20 protein-coding genes are annotated in these 17,757 nt (G+C 69.2%); 7 read left to right on the forward strand and 13 right to left on the reverse strand.

Going from position 1 to position 17,757, the window contains the following annotated elements:
• Positions 1 to 63: 63 nt before the first annotated feature.
• Entirely contained in the window at positions 64 to 1,602 is a 1,539-nt protein-coding gene (locus tag A5789_RS13795) for an NAD(P)/FAD-dependent oxidoreductase (RefSeq protein ID WP_082940700.1), read from the forward strand.
• Positions 1,603 to 1,730: 128 nt separating this feature from the next.
• Here A5789_RS13795 and A5789_RS13800 read toward each other — a convergent pair whose 3' ends face one another.
• The 3 genes from A5789_RS13800 to A5789_RS13810 all read right to left on the reverse strand — a co-directional run bounded on the left by A5789_RS13800 (position 1,731) and on the right by A5789_RS13810 (position 3,871).
• Complete coding sequence (locus A5789_RS13800; protein WP_064906828.1) at positions 1,731 to 2,420, reverse strand: urease accessory protein UreD; 690 nt, start codon at positions 2,418 to 2,420, stop codon at positions 1,731 to 1,733.
• On the reverse strand, positions 2,410 to 3,123 hold the full coding sequence (ureG, locus tag A5789_RS13805) for an urease accessory protein UreG (protein ID WP_064906812.1): 714 nt from the start codon (positions 3,121 to 3,123) through the stop codon (positions 2,410 to 2,412). Before ureG ends, A5789_RS13800 begins: the two co-directional genes overlap by 11 nt.
• Positions 3,124 to 3,235: 112 nt before the next feature.
• Positions 3,236 to 3,871 carry a TetR/AcrR family transcriptional regulator gene (locus A5789_RS13810; RefSeq protein ID WP_146098587.1) on the reverse strand — a complete coding sequence of 212 codons (636 nt, stop codon included), beginning with the start codon at positions 3,869 to 3,871 and terminating at the stop codon, positions 3,236 to 3,238.
• Positions 3,872 to 3,920: 49 nt separating this feature from the next.
• Here A5789_RS13810 and A5789_RS13815 point away from each other — a divergent pair, with 49 nt between their 5' ends.
• Positions 3,921 to 5,288 carry a cytochrome P450 gene (locus tag A5789_RS13815; protein ID WP_308248126.1) on the forward strand — a complete coding sequence of 456 codons (1,368 nt, stop codon included), beginning with the start codon at positions 3,921 to 3,923 and terminating at the stop codon, positions 5,286 to 5,288.
• A gap of 36 nt (positions 5,289 to 5,324) precedes the next feature.
• Here A5789_RS13815 and A5789_RS13820 read toward each other — a convergent pair whose 3' ends face one another.
• The gene (locus tag A5789_RS13820) at positions 5,325 to 5,957 is read right to left on the reverse strand and encodes an urease accessory protein UreF (protein ID WP_064906811.1); all 633 of its coding nucleotides are present in this window, start codon (positions 5,955 to 5,957) and stop codon (positions 5,325 to 5,327) included.
• Positions 5,958 to 6,005: 48 nt separating this feature from the next.
• Positions 6,006 to 6,845, reverse strand: coding sequence for an oxidoreductase (locus A5789_RS13825; RefSeq protein WP_063018817.1), 840 nt, complete (start codon positions 6,843 to 6,845; stop codon positions 6,006 to 6,008).
• A gap of 147 nt (positions 6,846 to 6,992) precedes the next feature.
• Between A5789_RS13825 and A5789_RS13830 the strand changes: the two genes are divergently transcribed.
• From A5789_RS13830 to A5789_RS13840, 3 genes are all read left to right on the forward strand, one after another.
• Positions 6,993 to 7,556 carry a TetR/AcrR family transcriptional regulator gene (locus A5789_RS13830; RefSeq protein WP_064906810.1) on the forward strand — a complete coding sequence of 188 codons (564 nt, stop codon included), beginning with the start codon at positions 6,993 to 6,995 and terminating at the stop codon, positions 7,554 to 7,556.
• A 33-nt stretch (positions 7,557 to 7,589) separates the two neighbouring features.
• Positions 7,590 to 8,564 (forward strand): zinc-binding dehydrogenase, encoded by a 975-nt coding sequence (locus tag A5789_RS13835; RefSeq protein ID WP_064906809.1) that lies wholly within the window; start codon positions 7,590 to 7,592, stop codon positions 8,562 to 8,564.
• A 138-nt stretch (positions 8,565 to 8,702) separates the two neighbouring features.
• Positions 8,703 to 9,530 (forward strand): alpha/beta fold hydrolase, encoded by an 828-nt coding sequence (locus tag A5789_RS13840; protein ID WP_064906808.1) that lies wholly within the window; start codon positions 8,703 to 8,705, stop codon positions 9,528 to 9,530.
• Between the two features lie 69 nt (positions 9,531 to 9,599).
• Here A5789_RS13840 and A5789_RS13845 read toward each other — a convergent pair whose 3' ends face one another.
• Both A5789_RS13845 and A5789_RS13850 read right to left on the reverse strand, forming a co-directional pair.
• Positions 9,600 to 10,466, reverse strand: a complete 867-nt coding sequence (locus A5789_RS13845) for an SDR family NAD(P)-dependent oxidoreductase (protein ID WP_231953377.1) — start codon at positions 10,464 to 10,466, stop codon at positions 9,600 to 9,602.
• Between the two features lie 65 nt (positions 10,467 to 10,531).
• Positions 10,532 to 12,058: an MFS transporter gene (locus tag A5789_RS13850; RefSeq protein ID WP_064906807.1), complete on the reverse strand. Its 1,527-nt coding sequence runs from the start codon at positions 12,056 to 12,058 to the stop codon at positions 10,532 to 10,534.
• Positions 12,059 to 12,142: 84 nt separating this feature from the next.
• Between A5789_RS13850 and A5789_RS13855 the strand changes: the two genes are divergently transcribed.
• Positions 12,143 to 12,859, forward strand: a complete 717-nt coding sequence (locus A5789_RS13855; protein ID WP_082940701.1) for a TetR/AcrR family transcriptional regulator — start codon at positions 12,143 to 12,145, stop codon at positions 12,857 to 12,859.
• Positions 12,860 to 12,866: 7 nt separating this feature from the next.
• Here the strand turns inward: A5789_RS13855 and A5789_RS13860 are convergent, their stop codons facing one another.
• Positions 12,867 to 13,271, reverse strand: coding sequence for a nuclear transport factor 2 family protein (locus A5789_RS13860; RefSeq protein ID WP_197516608.1), 405 nt, complete (start codon positions 13,269 to 13,271; stop codon positions 12,867 to 12,869).
• Between the two features lie 108 nt (positions 13,272 to 13,379).
• Between A5789_RS13860 and A5789_RS13865 the strand changes: the two genes are divergently transcribed.
• The gene (locus tag A5789_RS13865; RefSeq protein WP_063910939.1) at positions 13,380 to 13,949 is read left to right on the forward strand and encodes a PadR family transcriptional regulator; all 570 of its coding nucleotides are present in this window, start codon (positions 13,380 to 13,382) and stop codon (positions 13,947 to 13,949) included.
• On the opposite strand, the gene A5789_RS13870 is transcribed toward A5789_RS13865, so the two are convergent.
• From A5789_RS13870 to A5789_RS13890, 5 genes are all read right to left on the reverse strand, one after another.
• Positions 13,939 to 14,601, reverse strand: a complete 663-nt coding sequence (locus A5789_RS13870; protein WP_063018831.1) for an O-methyltransferase — start codon at positions 14,599 to 14,601, stop codon at positions 13,939 to 13,941. The two genes, A5789_RS13865 and A5789_RS13870, sit on opposite strands and share 11 nt — an antisense overlap.
• A gap of 68 nt (positions 14,602 to 14,669) precedes the next feature.
• Positions 14,670 to 16,391 (reverse strand): urease subunit alpha, encoded by a 1,722-nt coding sequence (locus A5789_RS13875; protein WP_064906805.1) that lies wholly within the window; start codon positions 16,389 to 16,391, stop codon positions 14,670 to 14,672.
• On the reverse strand, positions 16,391 to 16,777 hold the full coding sequence (locus A5789_RS13880) for an urease subunit beta (protein WP_064906804.1): 387 nt from the start codon (positions 16,775 to 16,777) through the stop codon (positions 16,391 to 16,393). The genes A5789_RS13875 and A5789_RS13880 overlap by 1 nt, the downstream gene beginning before the upstream one ends.
• Positions 16,778 to 16,786: 9 nt before the next feature.
• Positions 16,787 to 17,089: an urease subunit gamma gene (locus A5789_RS13885; RefSeq protein ID WP_030517690.1), complete on the reverse strand. Its 303-nt coding sequence runs from the start codon at positions 17,087 to 17,089 to the stop codon at positions 16,787 to 16,789.
• Positions 17,090 to 17,184: 95 nt separating this feature from the next.
• Positions 17,185 to 17,643: a PaaI family thioesterase gene (locus tag A5789_RS13890; RefSeq protein WP_197039928.1), complete on the reverse strand. Its 459-nt coding sequence runs from the start codon at positions 17,641 to 17,643 to the stop codon at positions 17,185 to 17,187.
• Positions 17,644 to 17,757 lie beyond the last annotated feature (114 nt).

Raw genomic sequence — 17,757 nt, forward strand, 5'->3', positions numbered from 1 at the left:
TGCCTCCGGGCAGCCGACTACCGTTGAGCCTGTCGTAGACCGAACGTCCGGCGAGGAGCGCTGATGGGAACCGAAACTGTCGAGAACCGACGCCACCGCGTGGTGGTGATCGGATCCGGCTTCGGCGGCTTGTTCGCGTGCAAACATCTCGAGCACGACAACGTCGATGTCGTACTGATCTCCAAGACCTCCACGCACCTGTTCCAACCGCTGCTCTACCAGGTCGCCACCGGCATCCTGTCCACCGGCGAGATCGCTCCCGCCACCCGCATCGTGCTGCGTAAGCACCACAACACGCGGGTGATCCTGGGCGAGGTCCACGATATCGACCTGGTGAACAAGACCGTGACGTCGAAACTGCTCAACCAGGACACCGTCACCTCCTTCGACAGCCTGATCGTCGCGACCGGCGCTCAGCAGTCCTATTTCGGCAACGATCGGTTCGCCACCTACGCGCCGGGGATGAAGACCATCGACGACGCGCTGGAACTGCGCGCCCGCATCCTCGGCTCGTTCGAGGAGGCCGAACTGGCCAAGACCCAGGAGGAACGCGACCGCTTCCTGACGTTCGTCGTGGTCGGGGCGGGCCCCACCGGCGTCGAACTGGCCGGCCAGATCGCCGAACTCGCCGACCGCACCCTGGTCGGCACCTTCCGCAACATCGATCCGCGCGACGCCCGCGTGCTGCTGGTCGAAGGCGCCGGCGCGGTGCTCGCGCCGATGGGCCCCAAGCTCGGCGGCAAGGCCCAGCGCCGCCTCGAGAAAATGGGCGTGGAGATCCAGCTCAACGCGATGGTCACCGATGTCGACGCCCGCGGTGTGACGGTCAAGGACAAGGACGGCACCGAGCGGCGCATCGAATCGGCGTGCAAGGTGTGGTCGGCCGGCGTGCAGGCCAGCGAACTGGGCAAGATGCTGGCCGAACGGTCCAAGGGCACCGAAACCGACCGGGCCGGGCGGGTCGTGGTCGAACCGGATCTGACGATCAAGGGCTATCCGAACGTCTTCGTCGTCGGCGACCTGATGGCCGTGCCCGGTGTGCCCGGTCAGGCGCAGGGCGCCATTCAGGGCGCCACCTACGCCGCCAAGCAGATCAAGGCCGAGGTCGCCGGGAAGCAGACCCCCGATCAGCGCAAGCCGTTCAAGTACTTCAACAAGGGCAGTATGGCGACGGTCTCGCGGTTCAACGCCGTCTGCCAGATCGGCAAGCTGGAGTTCTCCGGCTTCTTCGCATGGCTCATCTGGCTGGTACTGCACCTGTACTACCTGATCGGCTACCGCAGCCGGACCGTCACGGTGTTCCAGTGGTTCGTCGCCTTCCTCGGCCGCAACCGCGGGCAGATGGCGGCCACCGAACAGTGGGTCTTCGCCCGGCTCGCGCTCGAGGCCATGAACGGCAACGAGACCGACGCCCGGGAGGTGGAGGCCGAGGTCGGCAACACGACGCCTCCCGCCGCACCGGGCGAACCGCCGGCGAAGTCGGCGGCCCCGACTCCGGACGGCGAAAAGGCCTCGGGCACAAGCGAATCCGCCGGTCCGAGCGAGTCCTCCGCCACGAGCGAGTCGACTGCCTCCGGCTCGTCGCAGCCGAAGGCGGGCTGACGACTCGGCCTGATCACCACAGCACTACCGAGGGCTGCAAGCCGATGCGCTTGCGGCCCTTGTGTATTCACGCCGGCCGCAGAGCACGCTCGACTGCCCTGCCCGAGGGCCGAGCCCGACGTCTCCGCTCACCCCGCTGCGGCGGCTCGACGGCGAAGGTTCGCGGGGGTTTCGGACAGCCGCGCACCCGTCCATGTCGAGAGCGAACCCCCGGCGGCCAGCGGCAGCACCGCGGCGGCCATACCGATGGTCGAGGCGGGGCTGTCGTCGGGGTAGCGCAGCTCGCTGGACAGCGCGCGGTGGGCCGACAGTAAATCGTCGGCCGCGGTGCCGGCACCGAGTTCGAGGCGATGGCGCAGCAACGGCAGGGCGGACGTGTCGGCGACGAGGTCGCCACGCCAGCGGCCGTGATCCTCGCCGGTGCGGCCGATCTGCACGCGTTCGCGGAGGCGGATCCGGGCATCGGCGGCCAGCCGAACGGTGGTGACCGCACGATGGTCGGCTCCCCCGGCGACGACCGTCGGTTCCGGATCGAAGTCCAGTTCACCGCCCGCGCCGATGTCGATGGTCCATGATGCCGTCGATATCGGAGTCGTGCGGCCGGGGAGCACGATCGTGGCGGCCACGGAGCGCACCGTCAGGCGTGCACCGGGCTCGACCACGATGTGGATGTCGAGTTGGTCCCCGCCGAGCGGTGTGGCCGCAGCACCGATCAGATGCAGCGTATCCGGCCCGGTCGAGCGGACCGCCAGCGCGCCGGTCGCCGCCGTTCGCGGCCGGGCCCCGGCGCGGGCGACGATGCGGATCTCAGTGCGCAACAGCGCTTTCCCCAGCGGCATCGGCGGCCGCCGCCGCGCGCAGCCGATCGCGCACCCACGCCAGCACCGGTGTCGCGGCCGGATCCTCGGTCAGCGAACTGAAGACGAACGGGCGACCCGCGCGCACCGCCGCGGAATCGCGCCGCATCACCTCGAGGTCGGCGCCGACCATCGGCGCCAGATCGGTCTTGTTGATCACCAGCAGATCCGAGAACGTCACGCCCGGACCACCTTTGCGCGGCACCTTGTCGCCCCCGGCCACGTCGACGACGAAGATCTGCACATCGATCAGGCCCGCGGAGAAGGTGGCGGTGAGGTTGTCGCCGCCGGATTCGACCAGAATCAGATCCAGCGGTGGATTCGCCTCGATCAGATCGTCGATGGCGTCGAGGTTGGCGGTGATGTCGTCGCGAATCGCGGTGTGCGGACAACCACCGGTCTGCACCGCGCTGATCCGTTCGTCGGGCAGAACCGCGTGCCGGCGCAGGAAGTCGGCGTCCTCGGTGGTGTAGATGTCGTTGGTCAGCACCGCCAGCGACAGTTCCGCGCGCAACTGCCGGCACAGCGCCGCGACCAGCGCCGTCTTCCCCGATCCGACCGGCCCGCCGATCCCGATGCGCACCGGCTCCCCCGGCGTCCGCACCCGCCTGGGGCGGTCATGGGCGTGATCGTGCGGTTCGCCATCGATCAGATGCGGCGGCATGAGCTCTCCTTCGGGCCTCGATTCTCGACGATCATCGTGGCCGATTCATGTGAACCCGGTGTTACCGCGCCCGACATGCGCACGGGTGCGCCGACATCCGGGCGCCCCCCGCCTAGCTCCGCGACTCGGCCGACTCGTCGGCACCGGCGGGCTGTATGGACCGCAGTGCCGCCATCCATATCACGGTGAGCTCGTCGACGAGTTCCTCACCGGTCAGCACCAGCCGCTCGGACAGCACCGCCTCTATCACGTCGAACGCGCCGCCGAGCAGGAACAGGGCCAGTGCGTGCGTGGACGGTTGTGACGACCTCGGCAGCGGCAGGGTATCGGTGATGATCTGGGCGAATTCGACCAGCAGCGTATGTCGTCGATCGCGCAGCGGGCCGTGTCCGGCCGCGCAGATCAGGATCGCGGTGGCCTTTCGCCGATCCTCGGCCACGACACCGTAACCGGCGGCGATCGCGCCCCGCACCCGTTGTTCGATGCTCTCCCCCGCTGCCACAGCCGCCACGCCGCGCGCCACGATCTCCTCCGCGACCGTGTCCACGACCGCGCACAGCAGCGCATCGAGATCGGTGAAGCTCTCGTAGAAGTAACGCGGGGTCAATTGGGCACGGCTGCATACGGATCGGACGCTGATCCCGGCCAGACCGTCCTCGTGCAGGCAGTCCAAACCGGTCTCGATCAGCACCTGCCGCCGCTGTTCACGCCGGACATGCCCGGGAACGCCCCGGTAGGTACCTGCCACAATCGCCTCCACATATTGACAACGACAACGACCGTTATCAGACTACCCGGTGACACGGGACACACACACCTGGGAGACGACGATGACTCTGCTGATGCACGACCGCGCCGGCGTGCCCGGCATGCCGGGCGATTCCGGACTGCCGCTGATCGGCTACACCTTGCAGCTGGCACAGGGCACGATCCTGACCGGCGAAAGCCGCTACCGGCGGCACGGTCCGGTGTCGTGGTCGCGCGCCCTCGGCATGACATCGGTGCAGGCGATGGGCCCCGACGCCTGCGGCGAGGTGCTGCGCAATCGGGACCAGGCGTATGCGAACGGTCCCGGCTGGTCGACGTTGATCGGCCCGTTCTTCCACGGCGGTCTGATGCTCATGGATTTCGATGAGCATCATCGCCACCGCCGCATCATGCAGTCGGCGTTCACACCCCAGCGCCTGGCGGGCTATCTCGGTCCGATGAACGAGACCATCGCGGCCGGGCTGCGGCGCTGGCCCAGCTCCGGCACCCTGCGCTTCCATCCGCTGATCAAGCAGCTCACCCTCGACGTTGCGACCCGCACGTTCACCGGGACGCCGCTGGGTCCCGAGACCGACCGGGTCAATACCGCGTTCACCGATACCGTCGCCGCCACCACCGCGGCGCTCCGGCTTCCCGTGCCCGGAACACGCTGGTCACGGGGACTGAGCGGGCGGCGGGTGCTGGAGCGGTATCTGGCCCCGAGGCTCGCGGGCAAACGCGCCGGCGACGGCAACGATCTGTTCAGCGCGTTGTGTCATGCGGTCGGCCCGGACGGGGAGCGGTTCACCGACAGCGAGATCGTCGACCACATGGTCTTCCTGCTGATGGCCGCGCACGACACCGCGACGGCGACAATGACCACGATGGCCTACTACCTGGCTCGCCACCCGGAGTGGCAGGAGCGGTGCCGGGAGGAGTCTCGCGCCCTCGGGGTGGACGCGATCGACTACGCGGATCTGGACCGGCTGGAATCCCTCGACCTGGTGATGAAGGAGGCGATGCGCATCATCACCCCCGTACCCACCGTGATCCGCAAAACCGTGCGAGAGACCGAATTGCTGGGCTACCGCATTCCCGCCGACACCCTGGTCGGGGTCATGCTCTGGCATCTGCACCACATGCCGGAACTGTGGCCCGAGCCCGACCGGTTCGATCCGGAGCGTTTCGCCGAACCGCGGCGCGAAGACAAATCACATCGCTACGCCTATCTGCCCTTCGGGCACGGAGTGCACAAATGCATCGGCATGTACTTCGGCGGGATGGAGGTCAAGGCAGCGATGCATCAACTGCTGCTCCGGCAACGATGGAGCGTCGATCCGGACTACCGCATGCCCGTACTGCTGCGCCCGCTGCCGAAACCCGGTGACGGCCTGCCCATCCGGCTGTCTCCCGCCTGATCGTCTTCGACGGGCCGGTCGCAGCCACCGCGTGGGCTAGGACGCGAACAGCGGCATCTCGCGGTCGAGGTGGCGCTGAGCGAGCACGTCACCGAGCGGGTCGGAGAGGGCGGCCGGGCCGATCGTGGCCGCGCGCGCGGTCTCGTCGCACAGTGCGGCCAGCTCCAGCGTGATCGCCGCGACGGCCGCCGGATCGAGTGCGAGCAGCCGTTGCGCCGCGGTGGCGGCTCCGGTCATCGTCGTATAGACCACGACCCCGGCGATCTCCACCGGTCGCACCGCCGCGGCCTGCCCCACCACGCCGAAGACCGTCGACAGATGTGGCCGCACGCCCGAGCTCGACCAATCATGGTGCGGCCATACCTGTTTCGCGAGCCGAAGCAGTCCGCGCCCCTGCGCCCGCGAGGCCGTGCGCGCCGCCGGCGCCGGGGTGCGGGCGTCGGCCTCCGCCTCGGCCGACGAGGGAGTCAGGGTTCCCGCACAGACGGCCGCCGACAGCGAGGCCGAGACCAGGCCCGTCGTGCGGATCCGCCGGCGCAGATAGGCCGCCACCGTGTCGAGGTCGCGCACGAGCCCGGAGGCGATCGCCTCCTCGACACCGCCGGAATGCACATGCCCGCCGATGGGCAGCCGCGAATCGGCGAGCGACATCACCATCGCGAGACTCATGGGCATCTCCTGCGGCCGGGCACGATCTCCGATCCTAGAACCGCGCGGTCAGCCGGCCGCCGCGAAGTCCGCGGCGGCGCTCATCGCGGCCCACTTCTCGGTTTCGTCGGCCCGGGCCTGCCCGGCCGCCCGCGCCGCGGCCAAGGCGTCGCTGCCCAGGAGAAGGCGGCGAGGCGGCTCCTCGGAGTCGGCCACCTCGACGATGATGCGGGCGGCGCGCGCGGGGTCGCCCGGCTGGGATCCGTCGTTGTCGCGGCGGAAGCGGTGGACGGCGCCCACCGTCGCCTCGTAATCGGCACCCACCGGATGGATGGTCATCGAGGCGCCCTGCCAGTCGGTGCGGAAGGCGCCCGGCTCGACGATCACCACCCGCACCCCGAACGGGGCGACCTCGCTCGCGAGCACTTCGGAGAATCCCTCGACCGCGAATTTCGCCGTCTGATAGGCGCCCAGCCCGGGCGAACCACCGACTCGTCCGCCGATCGAGGAGATCTGGACGAAGGTTCCCGACCGCTGGGTCCGCAGCACCGGGAGCGCCGCGCGGGTGACGTGCACGACGCCGAACAGGTTGGTCTCGACCTGCGCCCGGAAATCGTCGGCGGCCATCTCCTCGATCGGTGCACTGTCGGCGTATCCGGCGTTGTTGACCACGACGTCGAGCGAACCGAAGGTCTCCACGGCCGCGCGTACAGCCGCCTCGGCCGCCTCCGGGTCGGTGACGTCCAGCGGCACCGGCAGGATGTGCGAACCGTAGCGCCGCACCACATCGTCGAGCTGTTCGGGGCGTCGCGCACCGGCGACGACCCGATGCCCGGCGGCCAGGGCGGCCTCGGTCAGCTCCCGTCCCAGGCCCCGCGACGCACCGGTGATCAGCCATGTTCCGGCCATAGTCGTTCCTCCGTCCCTCGTCCGGTCGCCCTCGAAGCGACCCGACTTTCTTCAACTGCTACATCAATGTAGCACTTACTTCTGTTTAGGCTACTGCATTGAAGCGATTATTCTTTTATCTGCTGCTTGCATGGGTACATTGAAACCGTGAGAGCTGACGCCGCCCGCAATATCGAACTGGTGCTGACCACCGGAGCCCGGCTGCTCGCCGACGATCCGTCGGCGAGCCTGTCGGCCATCGCCGCCGCCGCCGGCGTCGACAGACGCACCGTCTACCGCCGCTTCGCCTCCCGCGACGACCTCCTCGCGGCCGTCTATCAGGCTCGATACGACGCGGTCGAGGAAGCCATCGCGAGCGCCCGGCTCCGGGAGGCGCCGGTGGCGGTCGCCCTGCACCGGTACGTCGAAGCGATCATCGGCGTCAACCGCCGCTGGCCGGTGCAGACGGCGAGATTGGTGGCCGACGAGACCATTCGCGATCGGCGCGAACCGCTGATCGCCGAGGTCGACACCTTCCTGCGCCGAGCCACCGACGAAGGCCTGCTCCGGCCCGGCCTCCCCGCGGGCTGGGTGTCGACGCTGCTGGCACAGCTGATGGTCGACGCCGCCGAGAACCTCCCCCAGTTCGATCCCGCCCGCGCGGCCGACATCGTGGTCGACACACTCCTGCACGGCGTGGGCTCCGGACCGGACAGTTCCGCGCGCACTTGACCTCAACAATGGTCGAGGTTGCAGGCTGGGCTCATGAAAGCGATACGCCTGCACGAATTCGGCCCGGCCGAGAACCTGCGCTACGAGACCGTCCCCGATCCGCGGCCGGCGGCCGGACAAGTTCGAATTACCGTGGCCGCGGCGGGAATTCACCTGGTCGACACGCATCTGCGCCGAGGCCTGCCGGGGCCTTATCCGGTGCCGCCGTTGCCGACGATCCCCGGCCGGGAGGTCGCGGGCGTCGTCGACTCGGTGGGCTCAGGTGTCGACGCGGATCTGCTGGGCGCTCGGGTCGTCACCCACCTCGGCGCAGCGCCGGGCGGTTATGCCGAACTGGCGGTCGCGGATACCCAACGGCTGCACCGGATTCCGGACGCACTGGATCCGGGCGCGGCGGTGGCGATGATCGGCACGGGACGAACCACCCTGGGCATTCTGGGATTCGCCGAGCTCGAGCCGGAACAGCTCGCGGTGGTGCCGGCGGCGGCGGGCGGGATCGGCACGCTGCTCGTGCAATATCTGCGCGGCGCCGGGCTCACCGTCGTCGGACTGGCCGGTGGTCCGGCCAAGGTCGCCACGGTGGCGGCCAACGGCGCCGAGCTCGCCCTCGACTACACCGACCCGAGCTGGCCCGACGCGGTGCGCGCACGCTTCGGCGAACGGCCCGCGCACTGGATCTTCGACGGCGTCGGCGGCGCAGCGGGCCGCGCGGCGGTCGAACTGCTCGCGCCCGGCGGCGCCCATCTCGTCTTCGGCTGGAGCGATAGCGCGCTGGAATTCGACCCCGATGAACTCGCCGCCCGCGGTATCACCTCACGGTCGGTTCTGGGCCCGGACATGCTCGCACGCGGCGGCGGAATCGCGGCCCTGGAGACGCGCGCGCTGGCCGCGGCCGGATCAGGGCGGCTGCGCCCGGCGGTGCACCGTTTCGCCCTCGGCGACGCCGCGGCCGCACACCGGGCCCTCAAGGACCGCGCGACCGTCGGCAAAGTCGTCCTCGAGCCGTGAGCATTCGATAGCTGATCGATTGCTGACGTAACCGATTCGTAGCCCCTCGCCTCGGTCGCGGACCCTACGCTGGAGGTCGCGTCTCGTTCTCACGGCCCGCGACCGAGGCCGGCGGGCGCACGCGGAGGAGGTTCGTCCATGCCTGTGTGCACAACGCGTGACGAGGTCGACATCTACTACAAAGACTGGGGTTCGGGCCGCCCCGTGGTCTTCATCCACGGCTGGCCGCTCAACGCCGACGCCTGGGACGATCAGCTGAAACACGTGGCGGACAACGGCTTTCGCGGTATCGCACACGACCGCCGCGGTCACGGGCGCTCGGCACAGCCGTGGGGCGGATACGACTTCGACACCTTCGCCGACGATCTGAACGATCTGCTCACCCGGCTCGACCTGCGCGATGTCACGCTGGTGGCACATTCCATGGGCGGTGGCGAACTGGCCCGCTACATCGGCCGCCACGGCAACGGCCGGGTGCGCTCGGCGGTGTTGCTGTCGGCTATCCCGCCACTGATGGTGCGCACCGAGGGCAACCCGGAAGGCGTGCCCGACGAGGTGTTCGATCAGATCAAGATGGGCATTCTGACCGAGCGCTCGCAATTCTGGCGCGACACCTCCGAGGGCTTCTTCGGCGCCAACCGGCCGGGCACCAAGGCCACCCAGGGCAATCGCGACGCGTTCTGGTTCATGGCGATGCACGAGTCGATCGAGGCCGGGGTGCGCTGTGTCGACGCCTTCGGATACACCGACTTCACCGCCGACCTGGAGAAGTTCGACGTGCCGACTCTCATCGTGCACGGCGACGACGATCAGATCGTGCCGATCGACGCGACGGCCCGCAAGGCGGCGAAGATCATCCCGAACGCCACGCTCACCGTCTACGAGGGCGGTTCGCACGGTATCGCGCTGGTCCCCGGCGACAAGGAACGTTTCAACGCCGATCTGCTGGCGTTCCTGCAGAGCTGACACAATCCCGAGTGCTCGCGCGAATCCGGTTGTCGCGCACGGCCATCGGCGACTGTCCACGCACGCGGTTCAGGTGAATCGGATGCTGCGGGCCATCAGCCGCTGCATCGGGCCGCGGGTCAGATCCGTCCACGCCTGCAGGGGACCGCTCCACCACGGTGAGATCTCCACCGGTTTCGCGACGACGGCATGACACACCAGATCGGCGGCCTCCGAGGCGGTGAGTCCCGGCATGGAACCGAAATCGGTGGGCGCGCTCATGCGGGTGTGCACCAGCGGCATGTAGATCGAGGTGGTGGTGACGCCGTCGGCCGCCACCTCGGTCGCCACCGTGCGCAACCACTGGTCGAACGCCGCCTTCGACGCACCGTAGGCGGCCCATCGCGGCGCCGGCGGCATGCGCAGGCCCCAGGTGGAGATGTTGACGATATGTCCGCGACCGCGTTCCCGCATCGCCGGGAGCAGGGCCAGCAGCAATCGCACCGGGCCGAGGTAGTTGATATCGATGGTCCGGGTGAAGTCGTGAAAGCGATCGTAGGACTCGTCGATCGAGCGGCGAATCGATCGGCCCGCGTTGTTGATCACCACATCCACCCGCCCGTGCGTGGCGAGGATGTCGCGGGCCAATGCGTCCACCGCCTCCATATCGGTCAGGTCGGTGCTGTACGTGTGCGCGATGCCGCCGGCCGCGGTGATGTCGTCGGCCGCAGCGTCGAGATCCGCCGCCGAGCGCGCGACCATGACCACGACGGCTCCGGCGGCGGCGAATTTGGCGGCGGTGACCTTTCCGATGCCGTGCGAGGCGCCGGTCACGAGCACGACCCGGCCCGAGACGGCCTCGCGCAGCGCCGCGTCCTGGGGCCGCGACGTGGGATACAACAAACGCGTCGCGACCCGTTCGGCCAGCGGGCGGCCCGGTGAAGCGGTATCTGTCACAGCCGAAACTGTATTGGGCCGCCTCCACCGGCGGGCCGGAATCGTCACCGTCGACCGGGAACCGGTCAGCGCGTTCCCGCCGCGGCGGACGCGGCATCCACCGCGGTCGCGCGCCGGCGCCGGCGACCCGCGGTCGCCGCGGCCGCCACCGCCATCATGATCAGCAGTGCCGCACCGACCACCAGCGCGGTGTGCATGCCGGTGACGAACGAGCTCTGCGCGGCATGGACCACCGCCGCATCGCCGCGATGGAGCACGAGCGTCTCGCCTAGCGTGTCGGCGAAATCGCCACCGGACCGGAACACCAGTGCCGCCAGCGAACCCAGCATCGACAACCCGAGGGCGTTACCGAGTTCGAAACTCGTCTCGGAGATGCCGACCGCCGATCCCGCCCGCTCGGCCGGAACCGAGGAGACCGCGACCTCCGACACCAGGGTGAACACGATGCCGTAGCCGAGGCCCGCGATCGTGGAACCCGCGATGTACCAGCCGATTCCGCCGTCGACGCCGATGCCGAGCAGCAGCAGATTGCCGACCGCGGCGGCGCTCAGCGCCAGCACGAACGATCCGCGGGTGCCGAGCCGGCGCGCCACCCGGGCGCCACCCATCGAGCAGATGAACACCGCGATCGCCGCCGGAATACCCAGCAGCGCCGCGCCCAGGACGTCGCGCCCGGCCACCGACTGCAGATACATGCTGGTCAGATAGCTCATGCCGGCCAGCGACATCATGCCCACGGTGGACGACCCGATCGCCACCCGGAACAGGCCGCGCCGGAACAGGCTCAGATCCAGCAGCGGTTCGGCCAGGGTGCGCTGGCGCCGCACGAATGCCACCAGCACCGCGACACCGGCGAGGCCGAGCACCACCGAGATCGCGTCGACGCCCTCGGCCGCGGCCCGTTTCACCGCGTACACCAGCGGCAGGATGCCGCCGATGGACATGATCACGCTCACCGGATCCAGCGGTCCGCGACCGGCGGAGCGGTGTTCGGGCAGCAGCAGCGGTCCCAGCGCCAGCAGCACCAGTAACACCGGCGTGTTGATCAGGAAGATCGAGCCCCACCAGAACTTGTGCAGCAGCAAGCCGCCGATCACCGGCCCCACCGCGGAACCACCCGCGAAGAACGCCGTCCAGACGCCGATGGCGGTGCCGCGGGCCCGGGCGTCGGGGAACAGACTCGAGATCAGCGCCAGGCTCGACGGCAGCAGCGTCGCACCGCCGACACCCATCAGCGCGCGCGCCGCGATCAGCACGCCGGCGCTGGGCGCGAAGGCCGCCAGCAGAGAGGCGATGCCGAAAACCGTTGCGCCGGCGAGCAATATGTTGCGCCGGCCGATGCGGTCACCGAGATTGCCCATGGTGATCAGCAGTCCGGCGATCATGAATCCGTAGATGTCGAGAATCCACAGCTGCTGTTCGGCCGAGGGGTCCAGATGCTCGGTCAGCGTCGGCATCGCCAGATACAGCACCGACATATCCATCGACACCAGCAGCACCGGCAGGATCAACACGGCCAGACCCAGCCACGCCCGCCGGGGGGTTGCGCTCGGCGCGGTATGGGCCGCCGCCGAGGTCTCAATGCCGACCATCACCTATCCTTCATCTCGTGCGTACGTCGTACGCGACCGGGGTACAGCGTACGCATCCGGCCGCAGAAAGGAAAGCGAGTTTCGATGCCGAAACCTTCCCACCCACCCTCACCTGCGACGCCAGGCTCTTCGAGCCGGTCGCAGCCCGAGCGGCTGACGCGAGCGGCGATCGTCGACACCGCCATCGCGCTGGCGGACGCGGACGGCATCGACGGATTGTCCATGCGCCGCATCGCCGAGCGGATGGGCGTGGGCGCGATGTCGCTGTATCGGCACGTGCCGAACAAGGACGCACTGCTGGCCGATATGACCGACGAGGTCGCGCGGCGCTACCCGTATCCGGCGCCGGAAGCGGACTGGACCTGGCGCGACCGGGTCCGCGCGGCCGCCGATATCGACTGGCAGCTCTACCGGCTGCATCCGTGGGTGCTGTTCACCTTCGCGGTGCCGCGCTACAACTTCGGCCCGCACAGCCTGGCGTGCCTGGGCTGGCTGACCGAAGGTTTCCTCGAGCTGACCGATGATCGCCGCGAGGCCACCGCGATGGCGCTCGAGGTCTGGAGTTACATCGCCGGCATCGCCCTCCAGCAGGTCAGCGCCACCATCCTGGCCGCCCGCGAGGACGAGCACGACGAATCCTCCGGGCTGACAGCACTTCTGGAGGGCACCCCGCGCTGGCCGAGCCCGCCCGCGCTGGCGCCCCTCGAAGGCACCGGACTCGGCGATCTGCTCGATCCGGTGCGGCAATTGCATTCGGGCCTGTCGGCGCTGTGCGACGGTTTCGCCGCACGCCACGGCTGATCGGCGGTCAGTAGTACGAACGGCCCTGCGTGCCACCGGAGACCGACCACACCTCCACGATCAACCCCTCCCCGACGCGCAGGATATCGGTGCCGCTCACCGCGATCTCGCCGTCCGCCACCGGACGACGCGAACCGTAGGGCCGCGCCACGATCCCGGTACGGCGGTCGTCGATCTCGACGACCGCCTCGCCCTGGGTTTCGAATCGCTGCCCGGGCGCGGCCGCGCGGAAGGCCGCGATCTGCCGCGCGAACGTCTCCGGGTCGTGAATGCTGTCGTAGGCCTCGGCGCCCGGCTGGGCGTAGCGAAGTGTGAAGTGCGGGGCCATGATTCGGTTCGCGAGTTCCACCTCCCCGTTCCACATCGCCGTCCATCGGTCGAACAGTTCGATGCCGTATGCGCGCATGTCCACTCCAATAGTATCATTGATACGGTATGACGGATATGAAGCTATAGTCTCAGTGAGACCGTGTCAAATGCCGTGCCGAACCGAGACGTGCCGAACCGAAAGCTGACGACCATGCCGGATCTGGGAGCGCAGGACCATATCGTGCTCGGGCTCATCGCCCGGCACGGACCGCTCACCCCCTACGAACTCAAAGCGCGCATGGAGGAGAGCGTCGACTACTTCTGGCCGGTGCCGCATGCGCAGCTCTACCGCATTCCGGCCCGGCTGGCCGAGCGCGGCCTGCTGCACGAGGACGCCGAGGAGACCGGCCGCCGGCGCCGGGTTTTCCAGCTCACCGACGCCGGACGCGAGGCGTTACGCGCGTGGCTGGCCGACCCGCAGTGCGCGCCGCCGGAGACACGCGATCCGGCGCAGGTGAAATTGTTCTTCGCCGACCTCGGCGCACCCGAGGACGTGGTCGCCCTCGCCCGCCGCCAGGCAGCCGAGCACCGCCGCTGGCTCGACCGCTACCGCGCCATGCACGCCGAGATCGATCCGGCCGATACGGTGCGCGCCCAATCCCGTTCCCGCATCTTGGAACTGGGGATCGGCCACGAACAGGCGTACGTGGACTTCTGGACCGAACTCGCCGACCACCCCGACCGGATCGGGCACGGCGATTCGGCATCGGTCAACCGGTGACCACGGCGTAGGCGAAGCCGTCCCAGCCTTTGCTGCCCACGGTCTGCAGCACGGTGGCCTCGAGCCGCGGCTCGTCGGCGAGCAGTCGCAGCGCTTCCCGGGCCCCGCGGACCGCGGGGTCGCCGGGGTCGCCGTCGGCCAGGGCGCCGCGGCGCACGACATTGTCGACGATGATCACCGAACCGGGGCGGGTCAGCCGCAGCGCCCACTGCACATAGTTGGCGTTGTTGACCTTGTCGGCGTCGATGAAGACCAGGTCGAAGGGCTCGCCGTGGTCCTCGGCGACTCCGGGCAGGGTGTCCAGCGCGGCGCCGACCCGGATCTCCACTCGTTCCCCCACCCCCTTGCGATCGAGGTTGGCGCGGGCCACCTCGGCGTGGTGCGGATCGTATTCCAGCGTCACGACGCGCCCCTGAGAGCCCACCGCACGCGCCAGCCACAGCGTGCTGAACCCGCCGAGCGTCCCGATCTCGAGCACACGCCGCGCCCCGGCCGAGAGCGCGAGCAGATACAGGAATTTGCCCTGCGCCGGCGAGACGTCGATGGGCGGCAGGCCCGCCTCGGAATTCGCCTGCGCCACATCGGAATCGGCGTCACCGATCAACGTGTCCACGACGTAGCGGTCGACCTCGCCCCATGCGGCATTCGTCATATCGGCCAGTGTGCCACCGCGACCGCACCGGCGCAGCGCCGCCGACGGGGCCGGCGGCGAGGCGAGGTTCAGAACAGGAAGTAGCGCTGTGCCATCGGCAACTCGGTGGCGGGCTGCTGGTCCCACACCTCGCCGTCGATGCGCACAGTGAAGGTGTCGGGTTCCACCTCGATACGCGGCATCGCGTCGTTGAGCGGCAGATCGCTCTTGGTGCGGCGGCGTACATCGGCCACCGGCACCAGTTTCCGCCGCACCCGCAGCCGCTCGGCCAGCCCGTCCTCGACCGCCTGCGGGGAGACGAAATGCAGCGACGCGCCCGCCGCCACCACGGGTGCGGCGCCGAACATGGGCCGCGGCAGCACCGGCTGCGGTGTCGGAATCGAGGCGTTGGCATCGCCCATCGCCGCCCAGGCGATCGCGCCGCCCTTGAGCACCGCATGCGGGCGGACACCGAAGAAGGCCGGCTCCCACAGCACCAGATCGGCCAGTTTGCCGACTTCCACCGACCCGATCTCGTGGTCCAGGCCGTGCGTCACCGCCGGGCAGATCGTGTATTTCGCGATGTAGCGGCGCACCCGGTGGTTGTCGGCGGCCCCGTCACCGGGCAGCGCGCCGCGGCGGCGCTTCATCATGTGCGCGGTCTGCCAGGTCCGCATCACCACCTCCCCGATGCGGCCCATCGCCTGCGAATCCGAGCCGATCATGGAGATCGCGCCCAGATCGTGCAGCAGATCCTCGGCCGCGATGGTCGAGGGCCGGATCCGGCTCTCGGCGAAGGCGAGATCCTCGGGCACGGCCGGATTGAGGTGGTGGCACACCATCAACATGTCCAAATGCTCGTCGAGGGTGTTGACCGTATGCGGGCGAGTCGGATTGGTGGAGCTGGGCATCACATTCGGGTGCGAGGCGACGGTGATGATGTCCGGCGCGTGCCCGCCGCCGGCGCCCTCGGTGTGATACGAGTGGATGGCCCGCCCGGCGATCGCGGCGAGGGTGTCCTCGACGAATCCCGCCTCGTTGAGCGTATCCGAATGCAGCGCGACCTGAACCCCCGCGGCGTCGGCCACCCGCAGGCAGGCGTCGATCGCCGCCGGGGTGGTCCCCCAGTCCTCGTGCAGCTTGAATCCGCCCGCGCCACCGCGCAATTGCTCCCACATCGCCTCGGGGCGCACGGTGTTGCCCTTGCTCAGCAGCAGGATGTTGACCGGCCAGCCGTCGGTGGCCTCGAGCATGCGGCCCAGATGCCAGGCGCCGGGAGTGACGGTGGTGGCCTTGGAGCCCTCGGCCGGTCCGGTTCCGCCCCCGATCAGGGTGGTGATACCGCCGCCGAGCGCCTCGTCGAGCAACTGCGGGCAGATGAAATGCACGTGGCAGTCGATCGCGCCGGCGGTGAGGATGCGGCCGTTGCCGGCGATGATCTCCGTCGACGGGCCCACCACCAGATCCGGATGCACACCGTCCATGGTCTCCGGATTGCCGGCCTTGCCGATCGCGCAGATGCGGCCGTCGCGAATGCCGATGTCGGCCTTGACGATTCCCCAGTAGTCGACGATCACGGCCCCGGTGATCACGGTGTCCGGGGTGCCCTCGGCGCGGGTGGCGCGGGCCTGGCCCATCGATTCGCGCAGCACCTTGCCGCCACCGAAGACGGCCTCGTCACCGGCCAGGCCGGGTCCGCCGCAGCGGTCTTCGGTGATCTCGATCAGAAGATCGGTGTCGGCGAGGCGAATTCGATCGCCGACCGTGGGGCCGAACAGCGTGGCGTAGCGGGCGCGGGACAGTTCCGCCATCAGTCGACCGGCCTTCCGTCTGTCTCATCGGACCGGTTCGCCACCGGGCCGAGCGGTCCCGGCGCGTCCGGGCCGATCCCGTAGACCTCGCGGCTACCGCCCAGCGGCACCAGCGAAACACGCTGCGCCAGGCCGGGTTCGAAGCGCACGGCGGTACCGGCCGGGATGTCGAGGCGGCGGCCGTGCGCCACGGCCCGGTCGAAGTCGAGGGCCGTGTTGGCCTGTGGGAAGTGCACGTGACTGCCCACCTGCACCGGCCGGTCGCCGGTATTGACCACCTCGAGTTCGATCCGGTCGGCGCCGGCATTGATCTCGATGAGGCCGGCGGCGAGCAGATACTCGCCCGGCACCGGGCCGGAGCCGCTCTCGGCGGATATCGCGCTCATCGGTGCCCCTCAGCCGATCGGGTGATGCACGGTCACCAGTTTCGTGCCGTCGGGAAAGGTGGCCTCGACCTGCACGTCGGCGATCATCTCGGGAACACCCGCCATGACGTCGTCGCGGGTGAGCACGGTGCGGCCCGAGGACATCAGTTCGGCGACGGTGCGGCCGTCCCGGGCGCCCTCGAGGACGTGGTCGGTGATGATCGCGACCGCCTCGGGATGGTTGAGTTTCAGCCCCCGAGCCTGCCGCCGGCGCGCCAGTTCGGCCGCGTAGCTGAGCATCAGCCGTTCCTGCTCGTGCGGTGACAGACGCACATCGACTCCTCGGCTGCTCGGGCGTACGGTGCTCGATATCTTGGCACGGCCGTACCGAGTGCGCTCGCCGGGACGGGCGCTCGCCTCGCCGGCGATCAGGCCTTGGCCGCCCCGTCCGCGGTGAGGTTCTGCAGCCGCACCTGGCCGCGCGCGACCACCCGGTCCTGCTCGTCGGTGATCTGCACCTGCCACAGCTGCTGCGAGCGGCCCTGGTGAATCGGGGTGGCGACACCGCGCAGGCTGCCCTCTCGGACCGCGCGCAGGAAGTCGGTGTTGTTGTTGACGCCGACCACATGACCGCGGTCACCGAACCACACGCCGCCGCCGACACTGGCCAGCGTTTCGATGATCGTGCAGTACACCCCGCCGTTGACGATGCCCGCGGGCTGATGCAGCTGCGGCGAGACCACCCACTCCCCGACCACACGATCGGGCCCGACCTCGGTGTACTTCAGACCGATGAGGTCGGTGAAGGTCCCCTCGCTGTAGCGGGTCATCTGCTCGGGCGTGACATCCGCCAGGGAGCGAGCCTCGAATCGGTCGTGCTGTGTCATAGAAAAACACTTACACCACCTGAGTACCGGCCGGTACGGCGGTGCCGCGCGCGCCCGGCCACCCAGGTGCCGGGTAATCGAGCAGCACACCGGCGGCACAATGTGAAAATCGTT

The sequence above is a fragment of the Nocardia sp. 852002-51101_SCH5132738 genome, from assembly GCF_001665695.1.
Classification (GTDB): Bacteria; Actinomycetota; Actinomycetes; order Mycobacteriales; family Mycobacteriaceae; genus Nocardia; species Nocardia nova.